Origin of the sequence: Aeromicrobium sp. NPDC092404 (assembly GCF_040684095.1) — a bacterium.
Lineage (GTDB): Bacteria > Actinomycetota > Actinomycetes > Propionibacteriales > Nocardioidaceae > Aeromicrobium.
This window is the reverse complement of sequence record NZ_JBFBFI010000002.1, coordinates 894,139-910,228: the sequence shown is the minus strand read 5'-3', so window position 1 is coordinate 910,228 and position 16,090 is coordinate 894,139. Positions and strand designations below refer to the sequence as shown.

The following is a 16,090-nucleotide window of genomic DNA, read 5'->3' as shown; positions in this document are numbered from 1 at the left end:
TGCGTGGGTTTTTCGTTTGCCGATTTCGATCGCGCAGGTGGGGTGCGATAAGGTGATCGTCGCTCGTTCGCGGGCACGGCCAGGTAGCTCAGTTGGTACGAGCATCCGCCTGAAAAGCGGAGGGTCGCCGGTTCGACCCCGGCCCTGGCCACCACGCATGTCTCCTGTCGCCGCCACACTTGCGGGTGTGACCGACAAGATCGACTTCAAGAAGAGCCTGGACTCCTATCGGGCCAAGCAGGGCGAGTTCCGGCTCGTCGACGTGCCCGATCTGCAGTACCTCATGATCGACGGCCACGGCGATCCCAACAGCTCGCCGGAGTTCACCGGCGCTGTCGAGGCGCTCTACCCGGTGGCCTACAAGCTGAAGTTCGCGAGCAAGCGCGAGCTCGGCCGGGACTACGTCGTGCCACCCCTCGAGGGACTGTGGTGGGCCGAGGACATGGAGTCGTTCACGACGGCCCGCGACAAGTCCCGGTGGGACTGGACGCTCCTCCTCATGGTGCCGGACTGGATCGAGCACGACCTGTTCGCCTCGGCCGCCCAGCAGGCTGCGGCATCGGGACGGCCAGGGATCGACGACGTACGCCTGGAGAGCCTGTCGGAGGGGCGGTGCCTCCAGACCCTGCACGTCGGGTCCTTCGACAGCGAGGCGCCCGTGCTCGACCGGCTGCACCACGAGGTCGTGCCGGCCGAAGGGGTGCGGCTCGCCGGCAAGCACCACGAGATCTACCTCAGCGACTTCCGCAAGGTGGTCCCGGAGAAGCAGCGCACGATCCTGCGGCAACCGGTGGCGCCGGCCTGAGGCGTCACTTCGTGGGGTCGTGGCCCCAGTTCATCAGCGAGTAGCGCCACCTGCTGTCCTCGACGTCGCCGTCGGGACCCTGCGCCCGGTGCCGGGCGACATAGCCCGTCACCTTTTTCATGTGCGCCAGGTCGTCCTCGGTGAGGTCGTCCTTCTTGGTTCGCAGCAGGTCGACGATCCGGCGACCGGATGCGTGCCCCGTGCTCTCGCCGCCTCCGGACTTCTGCCCGACCTCGCGGGACTCGTCGGTCTCCAGCCAGTCCTCGAGCTCCTGGGGGCTCATGTTGACGGCATCGTGGAACTCCTGGCGTATCGTCTGGTCGTCCTCGCTCATTGCTCCATCGTGCGTGGCACCGCCGCGGCTCGCATCTTCGCGGTTCACCCGGCGACGTGGGGGTACGTCCGGGACGATGCAGACCTTCCTCCCCTACGCCGACTTCGCGCGCTCGGCCGAGGTGCTGGACCGGGCCCGGCTCGGCAAGCAGCGCGTCGAGTCGATCCAGGTCGTCCGCGCCCTCACGATCCCGACCTACGGCTGGCGGCACCACCCCGCGGCGCTGATGTGGCGCGGACACCTCGAGGCCCTGGGGGCTTACAGCTTCGCGATCATCGACGAGTGGACCCGGCAGGGCCACGCCGACACGTGTGCGGCCACGATCGCCGCCGACCTCGCCACCGCGGGTGTCACGGCCGTACGCACCCAGGACGAGCTGGCGGCCGCCGGGGCGATGCCCTCCTGGCTCGGCGACGCGGACTTCCACCGCAGCCACCAGTCCGCGCTCGTGCGCAAGGACCCGGACCGCTACGGCCCGCTCTTCCCGGGAGTCCCGGACGACCTGCCGTACGTCTGGCCGGGCCCGGACAGCACCGAGGCAGGCCTAGGCTGACCGGCATGGACCTCGGACTCCGCGATCGCGTCTACCTGCTCACCGGCGCCACCGGCGGCCTTGGCCTCGCCACCGCCCAGGCGCTCGTCGACGAGGGCGCGCGCGTCGTGGTCTCGTCCCGCTCGCAGGAGTCGGTCGACCGGGCCGTGGCAGGGCTGGGCGACGGCGCCACCGGCGTCGCCGTCGACAACGCCGACCCGACCACACCCGAACGGCTGATCCGCGCCGCGAAGGACACCTTCGGCCGCCTCGACGGGGCGCTGGTCAGCGTCGGAGGGCCACCCGCCGGCCCCATCCTGGAGCGCACGGAGGACGAGTGGCGCTCGGCGTTCGAGACGGTGTTCCTCGGCGCCATCCGCCTCGCCGTCACGGTGGCCGAGGAGCTCGGCGACGGCGGCTCGATCGCGTTCGTCCTGTCGACGTCGGCCAAGGCCCCGGTCCCCGGCCTCGGCATCTCCAACGGCCTGCGACCCGGCCTGGCGATGGCGGCCAAGAATCTCGCCGACGAGCTGGGACCACGCGGCATCCGGGTCAACGGCCTGCTGCCCGGCCGCGTCGACACCGACCGCGTGCGCCAGCTCGACTCGCTGGCCGACGACCCTGACGCTGCTCGGGCGGCCAACGAGGCGACGATCCCGTTGCGTCGCTACGGCCGGCCGGAGGAGTTCGGCCAGGTTGCCGCGTTCCTCCTGTCGCCGGCCGCCGGATTCCTCAGCGGGGTGATGCTGCCGGTCGACGGCGGCCTCACCCGCAGCCTGTGACCTCCTCCAAGGGGGTCGCGGACCTCGGCGCCGACACGCTGCGCGACCTCGACTATCCGGCGCTCGTCCTGCACGAGGACGCCCTCGAGTCCAACCTGGCCGCGATGGCCGATTTCTGCGCCGGCGCCGGAGTCCTGCACGCACCCCACGCCAAGACGTCGCTGTCTCCCCAGGTCGTGGAGCGACATCTGCGGCACGGAGCCTGGGCCATGACGGCGGCCACGCCCGCCCAGGTCCGCGGGCTGCACCGGCTCGGCGTGGGCCGCATCCTGCTGGCCAACGTGCTGGTCGACGACGCGTCGATCCGATGGGTCGCCGACGACCTGCTCTCCCGGCCCGGCGAGGACGCCGGGTTCTGGTGCTACGTCGACAGCATCGCGGGTGCAGAAGCGCTCGAACGCGGCCTCGCGGGCACCGACCGCGTCCTCGACGTGCTCCTGGAGGTCGGCTACGTCGGTGGCCGCACCGGCACCCGTACGGCCGAGGAGTCCCTCCGCGTCGCACAGCACGTCGCAAGCTCTACCCACCTCCGGCTCGCGGGCGTCTCCGGTTTCGAGGGGCTGATGCCGACAAAGGGGCACGACGTGCCGCCAGGGATCGACGCCTACCTGGCCAACCTCGGCAGCACCGTCCGCCTGCTGCGCGACCACGGCCTGATCGACGAGTCGGTGCCCCCGATCGTGACCGCCGGCGGCAGCTCGTACTTCGACCTCGTCGCCGACGCGTTGGGCCCCCGTGCGTTCGACTTCCCCGTCCGCACCGTGATCCGCAGCGGCTGCTACGCCACGCACGACCACGGCACCTACCGGCGCACGTCACCGTGGGACGGGCGGGCGAGCGGTGCACCTCGCCTCCGGCCGGCGCTCGAGCTGCTGGCGAGCATCTGGTCGCGGCCCGAGCCGACGCTCGTGATTGCGGGGTTCGGCCGGCGCGACGTGCCGACCGACGACACGCTGCCCGTGGTCCTGGGCCGCTACGACGCATCGCGACGTCTCGCGCCGATCGACGGTGTCACGGTCGACCGGGTCAACGACCAGCACGCCTTCCTGACGGTGCCGGCAGACCTGGAGCTCTCGGTCGGCGACCTGCTCGGCCTCGGCCTCAGCCACCCCTGCGGGGCGTTCGACCGATGGCCGTCGATCCCGCTGGTCGATGCCGATCACATCGTGATGGGGAACGTCACGACCGATCTCTAGGTGGTGGCGTGCACCGGCTCCTTCGCTTGCACGAGCGCCACGACGTCGGCCGCGGCCAGGGCACCGTGGAGGTAGAGCGGGAACAACCACCACGGCACCCCGAGCAGGTCGGGCGCCACGTAGTCGAACTCACCGATCGCCGACAACGCCGCCTCGGCCAGCACCCCGCCCACCGCGATCACGACGCAGGCGACAAGGGCGGGCGGCCGCTGACGACGCACTGCCACGCGTACGGTCCACGCAGCCAGCAGCGCCAGCGCGAAGGCAGCCGACAGGTCGGGCTCGACCAGGCCTGACGCGCCGTACACCACCGTCACGACGCCGAGGCTGACCGCGACCCGCCGTGTGCCGGCCGGGGCGGGCGCGACCGGCCGGACCCGCCGGCTGATGTCAAGCATCGCGATCGCGGCCAGGAAGAACGTGACCGGCACGATGATCGTCTGGTCCCAGACCTGGGGCTCCCAGTGGTAGACCAGCGTGTCCGTGCGGACGTGGAACAGCGCATCACACGCCGTCAGGAAGACCGCGAAGATCCCCGCGACAACGGCCAGCTGCCGGTCCGTCACACCAGCGACTCCGACGGGTCGCGCGGCTGCTCGGCCTCGGTCCGTCTTTCCCCGGGCTGCCAGCCCGGCGGCATGAAGACGTAGCCCAGCTTGTGCCGCCAGCTCGTCGCGTTCCGTACGTCGCGGTAGAGCTCGACGAACGCGCCGTACTGCAGTCGCAGGACGTTGTACGTGTCCACCGGGACCGTCAGGCCGTACGTCGGACGGAACAGCTCCTTCTGGAACGTGCCGAACATGCGGTCCCAGATGATGAAGATGCCCGCATAGTTCTTGTCGAGGTACTCCGGGTTGCTGCCGTGATGGACCCGGTGGTGGGACGGCGTGTTGAAGATGAGCTCGATGGGCCACCACATCGTGCCGATGCGCTCGGTGTGAGTGAAGAACTGGTAGATCAGGTTGATCGAGAAGGCGACGTACAGCATCCACGGCTCGAACCCGAGGAACGGGAACGGCAGCCAGAACAGCGCCTCGGCCCACGGGTTCCACTTCTGCCGCAGGGCGGTCGAGAAGTTGAAGTACTCGCTCGAGTGATGCGCCTGGTGGGCCGCCCATCCGATGCGCACCCGGTGCACGAAACGGTGCTGCAGGTAGAACGCGAGGTCGAGGCCCAGGATCAGGGCTGCCCAGGACCACCAGGTGTCGGTCGGCAGGTGCCACGGCGCGAGGTGCACGCTGATCGCGACGAACACCACGAGGGTGGTGACCTTCAGGACCGTGCTGGACACGAGGGAACCGAAGCCCATGATCAGGCTGGTGCGGGCGTCCTTGCGCTCGTAACCACGCATCTCCTCGTCGGTCTCGAGGTACTTGAACGCCGCGAGCTCGATGAGCAGCGACAGGATGAAGAAGGGCGCCGCCACGAGAACGGGGTTCTTCAGCGGATCCAGGAAGTCCTGCATGGTGCCTCCAAACTGATATGACCTTTGAGTAAGTTACCACGAACTCATATCGCGTCGCTAGACTGCTTCCGTGGTCAGACCGAATGCAGGCACCAAGGGCGTCCCCCGCCTCGACCGGGAGACGCAGATCCTCGACATCGCGTCCGAGCAGTTCGGCACGCAGGGGTTCGCGGCGACCTCGGTGGCGGCGATCGCCGACAAGGCCGGCATCTCCAAGCCGCTCATCTACAACTACTTCGGGTCCAAGGAAGGCCTCTACGAGGCGTGCCTGGACCGCGGCGGCGCCCTGCTGGCCGACGAGATCGAGCAGATTGCACGCGGCGACGCCGTCGGCATCGAGCGAGGCATGGCCACGCTCGCCGGGATGTTCGCGCTGCTCGAGCCCCAGCCCTATCTCTGGCGCCTCTTCTTCGACGCGACGGCGCCGTCGACCGGATCCATCGCCGACGCGGTCGCGCTCTACGCCGAGCGGATCGACAAGCTCGCCGACGAGGGCGTCACCGAGCTCATGAGCCTCGCGGGCAACGACGACCCGCTCGACATCTCCGCGATGACCGCGGTGTGGCTCGGCATCGTCGACTCGCTGATGAACTGGTGGATGGAGCACCCCGACGAGAGCGCCGAGCAGATGATGGAGCGGTGCCTGCGCCTCCTCACGGCGCTCTTCGGTGGCAACGAGTGACCAAGCTCCGAGGCCGGACGATCGTCATCACCGGCGCGTCCAGCGGCATCGGCGCCGAGGCGGCCCGCAAGACGGCGCGGCTCGGCGCGACCGTGTGCCTCCTGGCTCGGCGCGAGGACCAGCTCGACGAGGTCTGCGCCGACATCCGGGCTGCCGGCGGCACCGCCCATGCGTACGCAGTCGACCTGGCCGACCCCGAGGCCACAGATGCCGTCGCGGCCAGGCTGCTCGAGGAGCACCCGCGCATCGACGCCCTGGTCAACAACGCAGGCCGGTCGATCCGCCGGCCGATCGAGGAGTCGCTCGACCGGGTCCACGACTACGAGCGCACGATGGCGATCAACTACTTCGGCGCCGTACGACTCACGCTGGCCCTGGTCCCCCGGTTCCTCGAGCAGGGCCACGGTCACGTCGTGATCTCGTCGACGATGTCGACGCAGGTGCCGATCCCGCTGTTCTCGGCCTACCTCGCGAGCAAGGCCGCCCTCGAGTCGTTCACCCGGTCGCTGACCGCCGAGCTCGGGCACCAGGGCATCACGTCGACCACCGTGTACTTCCCGATGGTCCGCACCGAGATGTCGAGCGCGACCCAGATCTACCAGGCCATGCCGATGCTGTCGGCCGACAAGGCGGCCAACTGGCTCGTCAAGGCAGTTGTCGACAAACCGACTCGGGTGACCAGCCTGCCGGGCGCCGTGGGCGAGCTCGGGATGGCTGCCCTCCCCGGCGTCGTCACCAAGGCGTCGCGACCCCTGTTCCGCCGCATGGACGCCTCGCTCGCCAAGCGGGTCAAGGACCGCTAGGCCGTTGGTCCGCCCGGCTCGATTGCTCGCCGCCTGCAAGGATGAGGCATGGGCAATTCGCTGGCGAGCATCCGATGAGTGACGACAAGCCGCAGCGCCGGCGATCGACCCGGGCCGTACGCCGGCTGGTCCTCGAGATCGTCGGCTGGGTCCTCGTCGCCGGCGGCATCGCGGCGCTCGTCCTGCCCGGTCCCGGCCTCCTGCTGCTGGTCGCCGGGCTCGCGGTGCTCTCCGAGCAGTACGAGTGGGCCGAGCGTCGCCTCGAGCCGGTCAAGGTCATGGCCTACAAGGCCGCCGCCGACGGCGTGCAGACCTGGCCCCGCATCATCGCCAGCTGCACCGGCGCCCTCGCGCTGGCCGCCGTGGGTGTGGTCTGGGGCATTCGCCCGGACCCGCCGGCGTGGTGGTCACTGGACGACGACTGGTGGTTGCTCGGCGGTTGGGGCACGGGCGCGACGCTGATCCTGTCCGCGTGCATCGCCCTGGGCTTCATCGTCTACAGCTTCCGCACGTTCCGCGGCGTCGAGGACCCCGAGGGTGCCGCCGAGCGGAAGGCGCTCGACGAGGACTGACCAGCCAGGCCCTCCGACCGGTAGAGTTCGTCGGAAGTCGCACCACCCCGCGGCTTCACCGATGGAAGTGCCCACCACCGCACCTCCGCCATCCACGACAGAGAGCACTACCGTGACCAACTCCAGCACCCATGCGCCGTCGGCCTTCGGCAGCCGGCACGAGCAAGTCGTCTTCTGCCACGACGAAGCCTCCGGCCTCAAGGCCATCATCGCGATCTACTCCACCGCCCTCGGCCCAGCCCTGGGCGGCACCCGTTTCTACCCCTATGCCTCCGAGCAGGACGCGCTGACCGACGTCCTCAACCTCTCGCAGGGCATGGCCTACAAGAACGCGCTCGCGGGCCTCGACCTCGGCGGTGGCAAGGCCGTCATCATCGGCGACCCGACGAAGATCAAGACCGAGGCGCTGCTCCGGGCGTACGGTCGTTTCGTCCAGACCCTCGGCGGCCGCTACTACACCGCGTGCGACGTCGGCACGTTCAGCCCCGACATGGACCTCATCGCCCGCGAGTCCGACTTCGTGACCGGGCGGACCGTCGAGCACGGCGGAGCCGGTGACTCCTCGGTGCTCACGGCGTTCGGTGTCTACCAGGGCATGCGCGCATCGGCGCAGCACCTCTGGGGCGACACCTCCCTGGCCGGGAAGCGCGTCGGCGTCGCCGGCGTCGGCAAGGTCGGCAAGCACCTCGTCGGCCACCTCGTCGAGGAGGACGCCCAGGTCGTCGTCACCGACGTCAACGCCGAGGCCGTCGCCGCCCTCCGGCAGACATATCCGTCGATCACCTCCGTCGCCGACACCGACGCGCTGATCCGCGAGCCGCTGGACATCTACGCCCCTTGCGCCCTCGGCGGCGCGCTCAACGACGAGTCGATCGAGGTCCTGACCGCGACGATCGTCTGCGGCGCCGCCAACAACCAGCTCGCGCACGAGGGCATCGAGAAGCGGCTCGAGGAGCGCGGCATCACCTACGCCCCCGACTACTGCGTCAACTCCGGCGGCGTCATCCAGGTCGCCGACGAGCTCGAGGGCTTCGTGTTCGACCGTGCCAAGATGCGCGCCACGACGATCTTCGACACGACGCTCGGCGTGCTCGAGCGCGCCAGGTCCGAGGGCGTGCCGCCGTCGATCGCCGCCGACCGCATGGCCGAGCAGCGCATGCGCGAGGTCGGCCGACTGCGTTCGGTCTGGCTGCCGTAGCGCACCGCAGCCCCGCTGGGTCGGCAAAAACACCGACCTGCTGGTCGGGGTTCAGCGAGAAGTGAGGGGCCCGGTCGCCTAGGAGGCGGCCGGGTCTTCTCGATCCAGGTCGCGATACTGAGCGGGAATCGGTTCGCCCGACTCACCATGGAGCTCGCGCTGCAGAGTGTTGAAGTCCGTATCAGGTGTGCGGTACTTCAAGTCGCGCGCAACTTTGGTCTGTTTGGCTTTCGCACGGCCGCGCCCCATGGGTCGACCCCCTCGCAGAAAAGTAGTCAGTATGTCGTGCGACAAGCGTACCCAAAGGTGACAACAAATCCGTCACCGACCCCCCGAACAGCCCGCGGTTTGCTACGCGGGTCAGGCGTGTGAGCCGGTCAGCGTGACCGTGCCGCCGTCGCCGTGCACGCCGGCCCCGGCGACGTCACCCGCGATCCACGCGTCGATCCCCCGATCGGCCAGGAGCCGGACCGCGGCGTCCGCGGCGTCGGGTGCCACGAGTGCGACCATGCCGACCCCCATGTTGAGTGCCTGGTCGAGATCGGCCTGGGCGACGCCACCCAGCGAGCCGACGAGCCCGAAGACGGGCTGCGGTGACCAGGTCGAGCGGTCGACGCGTACGGAGACCGTGCTCGGGACGACGCGCGCGAGATTGGCTGCGAGCCCGCCGCCGGTGATGTGCGACATCGCGTGAACCTCGACGGCGTCGGCGAGGGCCAGGCACGGGAGGGTGTAGAGCCGCGTGGGGGTCAGCAGCTCCTCGCCGAGCGTGCCGCCGAGCTCGGGGACGTCGCGGTCGAGCTGCCAGCCGGCCTGCTCGAAGAAGACGTGCCGGACCAGCGAGTAGCCGTTGGAGTGCAGCCCGCTCGACGCCATGGCGACGACGACGTCACCGGGGCGCACGAGGTCGGCGCCGAGGAGCTTGTCGGCCTCGACGACACCTGTGGTGGAGCCGGCGATGTCGTACTCGTCGGGCGCGAGCAGGCCGGGGTGCTCGGCGGTCTCGCCGCCGAGGAGGGCGGTGCCGCTCTCGGCGCAGGCCTGCGCGACACCCTTGACGATGTCGGCGATGCGCTCGGGGACGACCTTGCCGCAGGCGATGTAGTCGGTCATGAACAGCGGCTCGGCCCCGCACACGACGAGGTCGTCGACCAGCATGCCCACGAGGTCGAAGCCGATCGTGTCGTGCTTGTCCATGCGCTGGGCGATCTGGACCTTGGTGCCCACGCCGTCGGCCGACGTCGCGAGCAACGGCCGCGCGTACGCCTTGAGGGCCGTGGCGTCGAACAGTCCGGCGAAACCGCCGATGCCACCGACGACCTCAGGGCGGCGAGCCTTCTCGACCCACTCCTTCATGAGCTCGACGGCGCGGTCGCCCTCCTCGATCGAGACCCCGGCGCTGGCGTACGACGTGGGCTGGTCGGCCATCAGAGAACCTCGAGGGGCAGCGTGTCCTGGACCTCGAGGAGGTGCTTGCCGATCAGGTCGTCCTCGGGCAGTGCCACGGGGTAGATGCCGTCGAAGCACGCCCGGCAGAGGTTGTCCTTGGGCACGTTGGTCGCCTCGACGAGCTGGTCGAGCGTGACGTACGCCAAGGAGTCCGCGCCGATCGAGCGGCAGATCTCGTCGACCGAGATGCCGTTGGCGATCAGCTCGGCCCGCGAGGCGAAGTCGATGCCGTAGAAGCAGGGCCACTTGACCGGCGGCGACGAGATGCGCACGTGGACCTCGGCGGCACCGAACTCGCGCAGCATGCGGACGAGGGCGCGCTGGGTGTTGCCGCGGACGATCGAGTCGTCGACCACCACGAGCCGCTTGCCGGCGATGACGTCGCGCAGCGGGTTGAGCTTGAGCCGGATGCCGAGCTGACGCAGGGTCTGGGAGGGCTGGATGAACGTGCGGCCGACGTAGGAGTTCTTGACGAGGCCGTGCCCGAACGGGATGCCGCTCTCCTCGGCGTAGCCGATCGCCGCCGGCGTACCGGACTCCGGCACCGGGATGACCAGGTCGGCCTCGACGGGGAACTCGCGGGCCAGGCGCCGGCCGATCTCGGCGCGGACCGAGAAGACGCGCTGGTCGGAGATCGTGGTGTCGGGGCGGGCGAGGTAGACGTACTCGAAGACGCAGCCCTTGGGCTCGGGCTTGGCGAAGTGCTCGGTGCGCAGCCCCTTCTCGTCGATCGCGATGAACTCGCCGGGCTGGATCTCGCGGATGAACGAGGCGCCGACGATGTCGAGGGCGGCGGTCTCGCTGGCGACGACCCACCCGCGCTCGAGGCGGCCGAGGACCAGCGGGCGGATGCCTTGGGCGTCGCGAGCGGCGTAGAGCGTGCCCTCGTCCATGAAGACCAGCGAGAACGCGCCGCGCAGCTTCGGCAGCACCTCGAGGGCAGCCTCCTCGACCGAGCGGTCGGGATAGGACGACAGCAGGGTGGCCATGACCGAGGTGTCGGACGTCGCGGTCTCACCCTTGCCGGCCGCCTTGCCCGCCTCGAGGTCACGCTCGTGCAGCAGCTCAAGGAGCTCAGCGGTGTTGGTCAGGTTGCCGTTGTGGCCGAGGGCCACCGAGCCGGCGGCCGTGGGCCGGAACGTGGGCTGGGCGTTGTGCCACACGCTGGAGCCGGTCGTGGAGTAGCGGGCGTGGCCGATCGCGATCTCGCCCTTCAGCGACTCGAGCGTGGCCTCGTCGAACACCTGGGAGACCAGTCCCATGTCCTTGTAGACCAGGATCTGCCGCCCGTTGCTGACCGCGATGCCGGCCGACTCCTGGCCGCGGTGCTGCAAGGCGTACAGCCCGAAGTAGGTGAGCTTGGCGACCTCCTCACCGGGGGCCCAGACTCCGAAGACGCCACAGGCGTCCTGGGGTCCGGCGTCCTGGGGATCGAGGTCGTGGGTCAGGCGTCCATCTCCGCGGGGCACCCTCCAAGTGTAGGGGCCGCAGCCCCTCGCAACCCAATGGCTTGACGGAGTCCCCTACGCTGTCGTGATCCACGTCACACGGCCGAGGAGCATCATGCCTGTTGCCATCCCACCTGCCACCTACCTGCCCGACTTCCTGGCGCACCGCGCCACCGAGCGACCCGACAAGCCGTGCTGGATCTTCGGCGAGCGCACCTGGACCTGGGCCGAGGCGTGGGAGTCGGTGCGCCGGACGGCGGGCGCGCTGCTGGCCGAGGGGGTCGGCCGCGGTGACCGGGTCGCGATCCTGGACAAGAACAACCCCGCCGTGCTGCAGGTCATCCTCGGCGGATGCCAGGTCGGCGCCGCGACCACGGTGGTCAACTGGCGGCTGGCCGGCGACGAGCTCGACTACGTCCTCAACGACTGCGGCGCCAAGGTCGTGCTCGTCGGCCACCAGCTGCTCGATCAGCTCAACCTCGTCCGTGACCGCCTCGAGCACGTCGAGCGCATCATCGTCGTCGGCGGCGAGGACGACGAGCTCGAGGCATGGCAGGCGGCCGCGACTCCCGCCGACCTGCAGCCCAACGTCACCCCCGACGACGTGTGCGTCGTGATGTACAGCTCGGGCACGACCGGCCGGCCCAAGGGCGTGCAGCTCAGCCAGCACGCCATGGTCCAGCACAGTGTCAACGGGCTCGGCGACGCGACGTACGACGAGGGCGACATGCTCCTGGTCGCGATGCCGATGTTCCACGTCGGCGGCACGTCGTACGCCCTGCAGGCGCCCGTGATCGGCGCGACCGGCTACATCGTCCCCGAGGTCGACGGCGCCCTGTTGGCCGGCGGAGTCATGGCCGGGTGCACACACGCGTTCCTCGTGCCCGCCGTCGTCTCGGCCCTGATCGCGGCGGGACCGCAGGTCATGGGACTGTTCGGCAAGCTGAAGTCGGTCGGCTACGGCGCGGCGCCCATGCCCCTCCCGGTGCTGCGGGCGGCGATGGAGGCCTGGCCCGACACCGAGTTCCAGCAGGTCTACGGCATGACGGAGTTCGCGGGTGTCGTGACGGTGCTCAACGACGCCGCCCACCGGGACGCCGATCATCCCGAGCGCCTGGTTTCCGCGGGCCGTCCGGTGGCCCACGCCGAGATGCGGGTCGTCGACCCGGCGACCCTCGAGGACGTGCCGCAGGGCGAGTCCGGCGAGGTCTGGTTCCGTACGCCGCAGGCGACGACCGGATACCTCGGCAAGCCCGAGGCGACCGCCGAGCTCATCACGCCCGACGGGTGGGTACGCACCGGCGACCTGGGTCGCGTCGACGAGGACGGCTTCCTGTTCATCGAGGACCGGATCAAGGACATGATCATCACCGGCGGCGAGAACGTCTACTCCCCCGAGGTCGAGCGCGTCCTGGCCGAGCACCCGGCCGTGCAGGAGCTGGCCGTCATCGGGGTGCCCGACGACACGTGGGGTGAGACCGTCAAGGCCGTCGTGGCCTTCAAGCCCGACCAGGAGGTGCCGGCCGACGAGCTCATCGCCTTTGCCCGCGAGCGGCTCGCCGGCTACAAGACGCCGACGTCGATCGACGTCGTCGACGCGCTGCCCCGCAACCCGTCGGGCAAGATCCTCAAGCGCGACCTCCGCAAGCCCTACTGGGGGGATCGCGCGCGTCAGGTCTGAGCGCGGACGGGCCGAGACGTGGCCCCGATCATCCAGGGGAGGGACCGGGACCACGCGGCCCCAGCGTATCGCTCGGCTCGCTCGGCGCCGCAACCCCCGAGGCCCGAATCCATGACATGGCCCTCCGCCGGACGTACCCTCGTAGGATGCGCCAGGTGCCTTCCCCCACCTCGCGGCTCACGATCGCCGGCATCCTGACCGGCCTGGCCGCGACCTTGATGATGTCCACTCCCGCCCAAGCGGCGGGTCCACGCGCCCCTGGCGACTTCACGGGGCACGGCCTCGACGCCTGCGTCGCGCCGAGCCAGTCCGTCATGGACACGTGGAACCTGCGGTCCCCCTACACGGCGATCGGCATCTACGTGTCCGGCAGCTCGCGCTACTGCGGGGATGCCTACCAGCCCAACCTGAGCAAGGCGTGGGTCGCCAAGAACGCGGCCAACGGCTGGCGCTTCATGCCCATCCACGTGGGCCGGCAGGCGCCGTGCTTCGTCAACAACCCCGACAGCCGGGTCCAGAAGAAGCGGATGTCGTGGACGGTCTCGACCGCACGCTCGCAGGCCCGGTCGGACGCAGCGGAGACGATCGTCGCGCTGCGCAAGTACGGCTTCACGAGCGGTGCCTACTCCTACCTCGACATCGAGTGGTACGCCCGCACGACCAAGTGCGACAACGTGGTCCTGGAGTTCGTCGACGCCTGGACCGAGTACCTCCACAAGTTCAGCTACAAGTCCGGCGTCTACTCCAGCGCGTCGGCGGCGATCGCGGCGATCGACGCCGCGCGCAAGGCCGGGCGCGCCGGCTTCACGAAGCCCGAGCAGCTGTGGTTCGCCTGGACCAACCAGGTCGCCAACACCGACGGCGGCGCCTACCTGTCGGACGACGGCTGGGTCAACCAGCGCATCCACCAGTACCACAACAACGTCACCAGCTCGTACGGTGGAAAGAGCCTCACGATCGACAAGAACTTCCTCGACGTCGGCCGTGGCTCGGTCGCGGTCAAGCAGGTGCTGGCGTGCGGCGTCAAGATGTCGTTCAGCTCCTACCCGCAGCTCAAGCTCGGCAGCACGGGTCCCGAGGTCGCCGCGCTCGAGTGCCTGCTTCGTCAGCAGGGGTTCGTGCGCACGGTCGACACGACCTTCGGCACCGGGACGGTCAAGGCGATCGACGCCTTCCGCAAGACCAAGGGCTGGTCCCCCGTCGGTCGCACGACCGGGCCGACCTGGACGGCGCTGGTGTCGTACGGCGCCAACCCCCGCGTGCTCAAGCAGGGATCGGTCGGGCTGGCGGTGTGGCGCCTGCAGCGTTCGCTGATCGCGGCTGGGCTGCAGCCCCGACTCACCGGTGTCTACGACACCAGCACCGTCGCGGCGGTCAAGGCCTATCGCAAGGCCAACGGCCTGGCGCAGTACGCGACCGCGGAGTCCTCGGTCTGGGCGCTCCTGCGGCGCGGCAAGCTCGGCTAGTCGCGGGCATGCCCCTCGTGTCGGCGCACCGTGGCGGTGCCGCGGACGACCGCTCCGCGCAGAACACGTTGGCGGCGTTCGAGTCGGCGATCGCCCTCGGCTGCGACTACGTCGAGTTCGACGTCCGCCTCACCGCGGACGGTCGCCCGGTGATCTTCCACGACGACGAGATCGACGACGACACCATCACGCGGTCGATCTCCCGGCACCGTCATGACGAGTTCTCGCCCGACCGGCTGGTCGACCTCGACACGGTGCTCGCCTTGATCCGCGGGCGCGTGAGGGCCCACGTCGACCTCAAGGTCCGGGGCGACGACCTGGTCCTGGTGCAGCAGATCGTCACGATGCTCGGCACGGACCAGGCCATCATCACGACGGCCGAGGACTCCTCGGTCCGACGCATCCGCCGGTGGTCGAAGACGCACGCCCCCGACCTGCTCGTCGGGTTGTCGTCGAGCCCGCGATCGGGAACGGCCAACTGGTTCGTCCGCAAGCTCGTACGGATCGAGTCCGCCTTCCCGCGCCTCCGTGTCCGGCTCAGCGGGGCCAACCTCGTCGTCTCGCACAAGATCGTCGCCAGGCTGAGCCTCAAGACGTACGCCCGGAAGCGCGGACTCCCCCTGCTGGTGTGGACCGTGGACAAGACCGACGAGCTCGAGCGCTGGATGAACGACCCGGACGTGTGGATGGTCGCCACCAACTATCCGGCCCGGGCGATCGCAGCGCGACAGGCCGCTGGGGCCTAGGCGGAGACGCCGCGGGTGATGCGCAGGAACTCCTCGACCGAGATGCGGCCCGAGACGTAGGCCGCCACCGCTTCCTCGCGGGTCATCCTGGGCTGGGGCTCCGGGACGAGGGACATGATCGGCGCCGGTGCCTCGGGGGCCGTCCGCTCCGGCTCGACCGGCTGAGGGCTCCATTCCGGTCGGGTCTGGGCCGACTGGGTTTCCCACTGCTCGGCTGCTCGCTGCGGCGGGGCGGCCGGCTGCGGCACACCCTCGTGACCGCCCAACGAGACCACGATGCCGACGGCGTAGTCCTGCGCGTCGATCTCACCGTTGGCATAGGCCACCAGGAGGCGTACGGCCTCACGGTCGGCCGGCCAGCCCTGCTCCTGGGAGGAACGCAGGGCGGCGACGACGGCTTCTCGTCGCTTGCCGCTGAGGCTGGAGAGCAGGTCGGACCACTGCTGAGCCGGATCGGAGATGCCATTCGTCATGACTGTGCCTGAACGTGATGTGTCGGGTTCCCTCCCTGACAGGTCGATCATAAGGGAACGGCGTGTCTGCTTGGACAGGTTCCCGGAACTCTGGGAGATCTCAGGCTTCGTCGAGCGGCAGCAGCGGCGACAGGTCGGACCGCTCGCCGGACGCGCGCACGGTGGCGTCCGCCCAGCGCAGTCGGCCACGACCGAGGGCGATCCACGTCGGGGCATCCATCTCGACGACCGCAGGAGGCGTGCCGCGGGTGTGCCGCGCCCCGGCGATGCACTGGACGGCCGCGAACGGCGGGATCCGGACCTCCACGCTCGCGCCGGGTGCCTTGCTCACCAGCACCGCGACGAGGTGCATCGTGGCCGCCTTGAGGTCGGCCCGCGACGGCTCGCCCTCGTCGAGCCGGCGACAGATCGCGGCGAACTCCTCGTGCGCCAGCGGGACCGGACGACGCGCCATGGCG

Annotated in this window: 19 protein-coding genes and 1 tRNA gene; 12 read left to right on the top strand and 8 right to left on the bottom strand. The window is 69.9% G+C overall.

Translation table 11 applies throughout. The annotated features are described in order from the left end of the window. The first annotated feature begins 77 nt into the window (after positions 1-77). Together AB0N22_RS15055 and AB0N22_RS15050 are read left to right on the top strand one after the other, a co-directional pair. Positions 78-154, top strand: a tRNA-Phe gene (locus AB0N22_RS15055). A 33-nt stretch (positions 155-187) separates the two neighbouring features. After that, the gene (locus tag AB0N22_RS15050) at positions 188-805 is read left to right on the top strand and encodes a GyrI-like domain-containing protein (RefSeq protein WP_364641822.1); all 618 of its coding nucleotides are present in this window, start codon (positions 188-190) and stop codon (positions 803-805) included. Between the two features lie 4 nt (positions 806-809). On the opposite strand, the gene AB0N22_RS15045 is transcribed toward AB0N22_RS15050, so the two are convergent. Then, positions 810-1,139, bottom strand: coding sequence for a DUF3140 domain-containing protein (locus AB0N22_RS15045; RefSeq protein ID WP_364641820.1), 330 nt, complete (start codon positions 1,137-1,139; stop codon positions 810-812). Positions 1,140-1,215: 76 nt separating this feature from the next. Here AB0N22_RS15045 and AB0N22_RS15040 point away from each other — a divergent pair, with 76 nt between their 5' ends. Genes AB0N22_RS15040 through AB0N22_RS15030 form a run of 3 tightly spaced genes read left to right on the top strand, consistent with a single transcriptional unit; the run spans position 1,216 to position 3,649 of the window. Beyond that, positions 1,216-1,692, top strand: a complete 477-nt coding sequence (locus AB0N22_RS15040; protein WP_364641817.1) for an MSMEG_6728 family protein — start codon at positions 1,216-1,218, stop codon at positions 1,690-1,692. 5 nt (positions 1,693-1,697) lie between these two features. Further along, positions 1,698-2,453, top strand: coding sequence for an SDR family oxidoreductase (locus tag AB0N22_RS15035; RefSeq protein ID WP_364641814.1), 756 nt, complete (start codon positions 1,698-1,700; stop codon positions 2,451-2,453). Beyond that, the gene (locus AB0N22_RS15030; protein ID WP_364641811.1) at positions 2,450-3,649 is read left to right on the top strand and encodes an alanine racemase; all 1,200 of its coding nucleotides are present in this window, start codon (positions 2,450-2,452) and stop codon (positions 3,647-3,649) included. Before AB0N22_RS15035 ends, AB0N22_RS15030 begins: the two co-directional genes overlap by 4 nt. Here AB0N22_RS15030 and AB0N22_RS15025 read toward each other — a convergent pair. Together AB0N22_RS15025 and AB0N22_RS15020 are read right to left on the bottom strand one after the other, a co-directional pair. Continuing rightward, positions 3,646-4,215, bottom strand: a complete 570-nt coding sequence (locus AB0N22_RS15025) for a hypothetical protein (protein ID WP_364641808.1) — start codon at positions 4,213-4,215, stop codon at positions 3,646-3,648. The two genes, AB0N22_RS15030 and AB0N22_RS15025, sit on opposite strands and share 4 nt — an antisense overlap. Next, complete coding sequence (locus AB0N22_RS15020) at positions 4,212-5,114, bottom strand: sterol desaturase family protein (RefSeq protein WP_364641805.1); 903 nt, start codon at positions 5,112-5,114, stop codon at positions 4,212-4,214. Before AB0N22_RS15020 ends, AB0N22_RS15025 begins: the two co-directional genes overlap by 4 nt. Before the next feature lie 70 nt (positions 5,115-5,184). Here AB0N22_RS15020 and AB0N22_RS15015 point away from each other — a divergent pair, with 70 nt between their 5' ends. The 4 genes from AB0N22_RS15015 to AB0N22_RS15000 all read left to right on the top strand — a co-directional run bounded on the left by AB0N22_RS15015 (position 5,185) and on the right by AB0N22_RS15000 (position 8,369). Continuing rightward, a complete protein-coding gene (locus AB0N22_RS15015) occupies positions 5,185-5,796 on the top strand; it encodes a TetR/AcrR family transcriptional regulator (protein WP_364641802.1) in 612 nt (203 codons plus the stop codon). Next, a complete protein-coding gene (locus tag AB0N22_RS15010) occupies positions 5,793-6,599 on the top strand; it encodes an SDR family NAD(P)-dependent oxidoreductase (RefSeq protein ID WP_364641799.1) in 807 nt (268 codons plus the stop codon). Before AB0N22_RS15015 ends, AB0N22_RS15010 begins: the two co-directional genes overlap by 4 nt. Positions 6,600-6,673: 74 nt before the next feature. Continuing rightward, positions 6,674-7,171: a PGPGW domain-containing protein gene (locus AB0N22_RS15005; protein WP_364641796.1), complete on the top strand. Its 498-nt coding sequence runs from the start codon at positions 6,674-6,676 to the stop codon at positions 7,169-7,171. 112 nt (positions 7,172-7,283) lie between these two features. Next, positions 7,284-8,369, top strand: coding sequence for a Glu/Leu/Phe/Val dehydrogenase dimerization domain-containing protein (locus AB0N22_RS15000; RefSeq protein ID WP_364641793.1), 1,086 nt, complete (start codon positions 7,284-7,286; stop codon positions 8,367-8,369). A gap of 78 nt (positions 8,370-8,447) precedes the next feature. On the opposite strand, the gene AB0N22_RS14995 is transcribed toward AB0N22_RS15000, so the two are convergent. From AB0N22_RS14995 to purF, 3 genes are all read right to left on the bottom strand, one after another. Then, entirely contained in the window at positions 8,448-8,618 is a 171-nt protein-coding gene (locus tag AB0N22_RS14995; protein ID WP_149689981.1) for a DUF3073 domain-containing protein, read from the bottom strand. A 111-nt stretch (positions 8,619-8,729) separates the two neighbouring features. After that, positions 8,730-9,797: a phosphoribosylformylglycinamidine cyclo-ligase gene (gene purM / locus AB0N22_RS14990; protein ID WP_364641790.1), complete on the bottom strand. Its 1,068-nt coding sequence runs from the start codon at positions 9,795-9,797 to the stop codon at positions 8,730-8,732. Next, positions 9,797-11,287, bottom strand: a complete 1,491-nt coding sequence (gene purF, locus AB0N22_RS14985) for an amidophosphoribosyltransferase (RefSeq protein ID WP_364641787.1) — start codon at positions 11,285-11,287, stop codon at positions 9,797-9,799. Before purF ends, purM begins: the two co-directional genes overlap by 1 nt. A 94-nt stretch (positions 11,288-11,381) precedes the next feature. On the opposite strand from purF, the gene AB0N22_RS14980 reads away from it, so the two are divergent. From AB0N22_RS14980 to AB0N22_RS14970, 3 genes are all read left to right on the top strand, one after another. Next, positions 11,382-12,947 carry a long-chain-fatty-acid--CoA ligase gene (locus AB0N22_RS14980; protein WP_364641784.1) on the top strand — a complete coding sequence of 522 codons (1,566 nt, stop codon included), beginning with the start codon at positions 11,382-11,384 and terminating at the stop codon, positions 12,945-12,947. Between the two features lie 155 nt (positions 12,948-13,102). After that, positions 13,103-14,413 carry a glycoside hydrolase domain-containing protein gene (locus AB0N22_RS14975; RefSeq protein WP_364641782.1) on the top strand — a complete coding sequence of 437 codons (1,311 nt, stop codon included), beginning with the start codon at positions 13,103-13,105 and terminating at the stop codon, positions 14,411-14,413. Positions 14,414-14,421: 8 nt separating this feature from the next. Then, on the top strand, positions 14,422-15,159 hold the full coding sequence (locus AB0N22_RS14970) for a glycerophosphodiester phosphodiesterase (protein ID WP_364641779.1): 738 nt from the start codon (positions 14,422-14,424) through the stop codon (positions 15,157-15,159). Here the strand turns inward: AB0N22_RS14970 and AB0N22_RS14965 are convergent. Next, on the bottom strand, positions 15,156-15,632 hold the full coding sequence (locus AB0N22_RS14965) for a hypothetical protein (protein WP_364641776.1): 477 nt from the start codon (positions 15,630-15,632) through the stop codon (positions 15,156-15,158). The two genes, AB0N22_RS14970 and AB0N22_RS14965, sit on opposite strands and share 4 nt — an antisense overlap. A gap of 100 nt (positions 15,633-15,732) precedes the next feature. Continuing rightward, on the bottom strand, positions 15,733-16,086 hold the full coding sequence (locus tag AB0N22_RS14960) for a sterol carrier family protein (RefSeq protein WP_364641773.1): 354 nt from the start codon (positions 16,084-16,086) through the stop codon (positions 15,733-15,735). Between the last annotated feature and the right edge of the window lie 4 nt (positions 16,087-16,090).

What these genes read in the sequence shown, in the direction of transcription:
- AB0N22_RS15045 (WP_364641820.1), bottom strand. Translation starts at nt 1,139, where the DNA reads ATGAGCGAGGACGACCAGACGATACGCCAGGAGTTCCACGATGCCGTC.
- AB0N22_RS15040 (WP_364641817.1), top strand. Translation starts at nt 1,216, where the DNA reads ATGCAGACCTTCCTCCCCTACGCCGACTTCGCGCGCTCGGCCGAGGTG.
- AB0N22_RS15035 (WP_364641814.1), top strand. Translation starts at nt 1,698, where the DNA reads ATGGACCTCGGACTCCGCGATCGCGTCTACCTGCTCACCGGCGCCACC.
- AB0N22_RS15020 (WP_364641805.1), bottom strand. Translation starts at nt 5,114, where the DNA reads ATGCAGGACTTCCTGGATCCGCTGAAGAACCCCGTTCTCGTGGCGGCG.
- AB0N22_RS15005 (WP_364641796.1), top strand. Translation starts at nt 6,674, where the DNA reads ATGAGTGACGACAAGCCGCAGCGCCGGCGATCGACCCGGGCCGTACGC.
- AB0N22_RS14995 (WP_149689981.1), bottom strand. Translation starts at nt 8,618, where the DNA reads ATGGGGCGCGGCCGTGCGAAAGCCAAACAGACCAAAGTTGCGCGCGAC.
- purM (WP_364641790.1), bottom strand. Translation starts at nt 9,797, where the DNA reads ATGGCCGACCAGCCCACGTCGTACGCCAGCGCCGGGGTCTCGATCGAG.
- AB0N22_RS14980 (WP_364641784.1), top strand. Translation starts at nt 11,382, where the DNA reads ATGCCTGTTGCCATCCCACCTGCCACCTACCTGCCCGACTTCCTGGCG.
- AB0N22_RS14970 (WP_364641779.1), top strand. Translation starts at nt 14,422, where the DNA reads ATGCCCCTCGTGTCGGCGCACCGTGGCGGTGCCGCGGACGACCGCTCC.
- AB0N22_RS14965 (WP_364641776.1), bottom strand. Translation starts at nt 15,632, where the DNA reads ATGACGAATGGCATCTCCGATCCGGCTCAGCAGTGGTCCGACCTGCTC.
- AB0N22_RS14960 (WP_364641773.1), bottom strand. Translation starts at nt 16,086, where the DNA reads ATGGCGCGTCGTCCGGTCCCGCTGGCGCACGAGGAGTTCGCCGCGATC.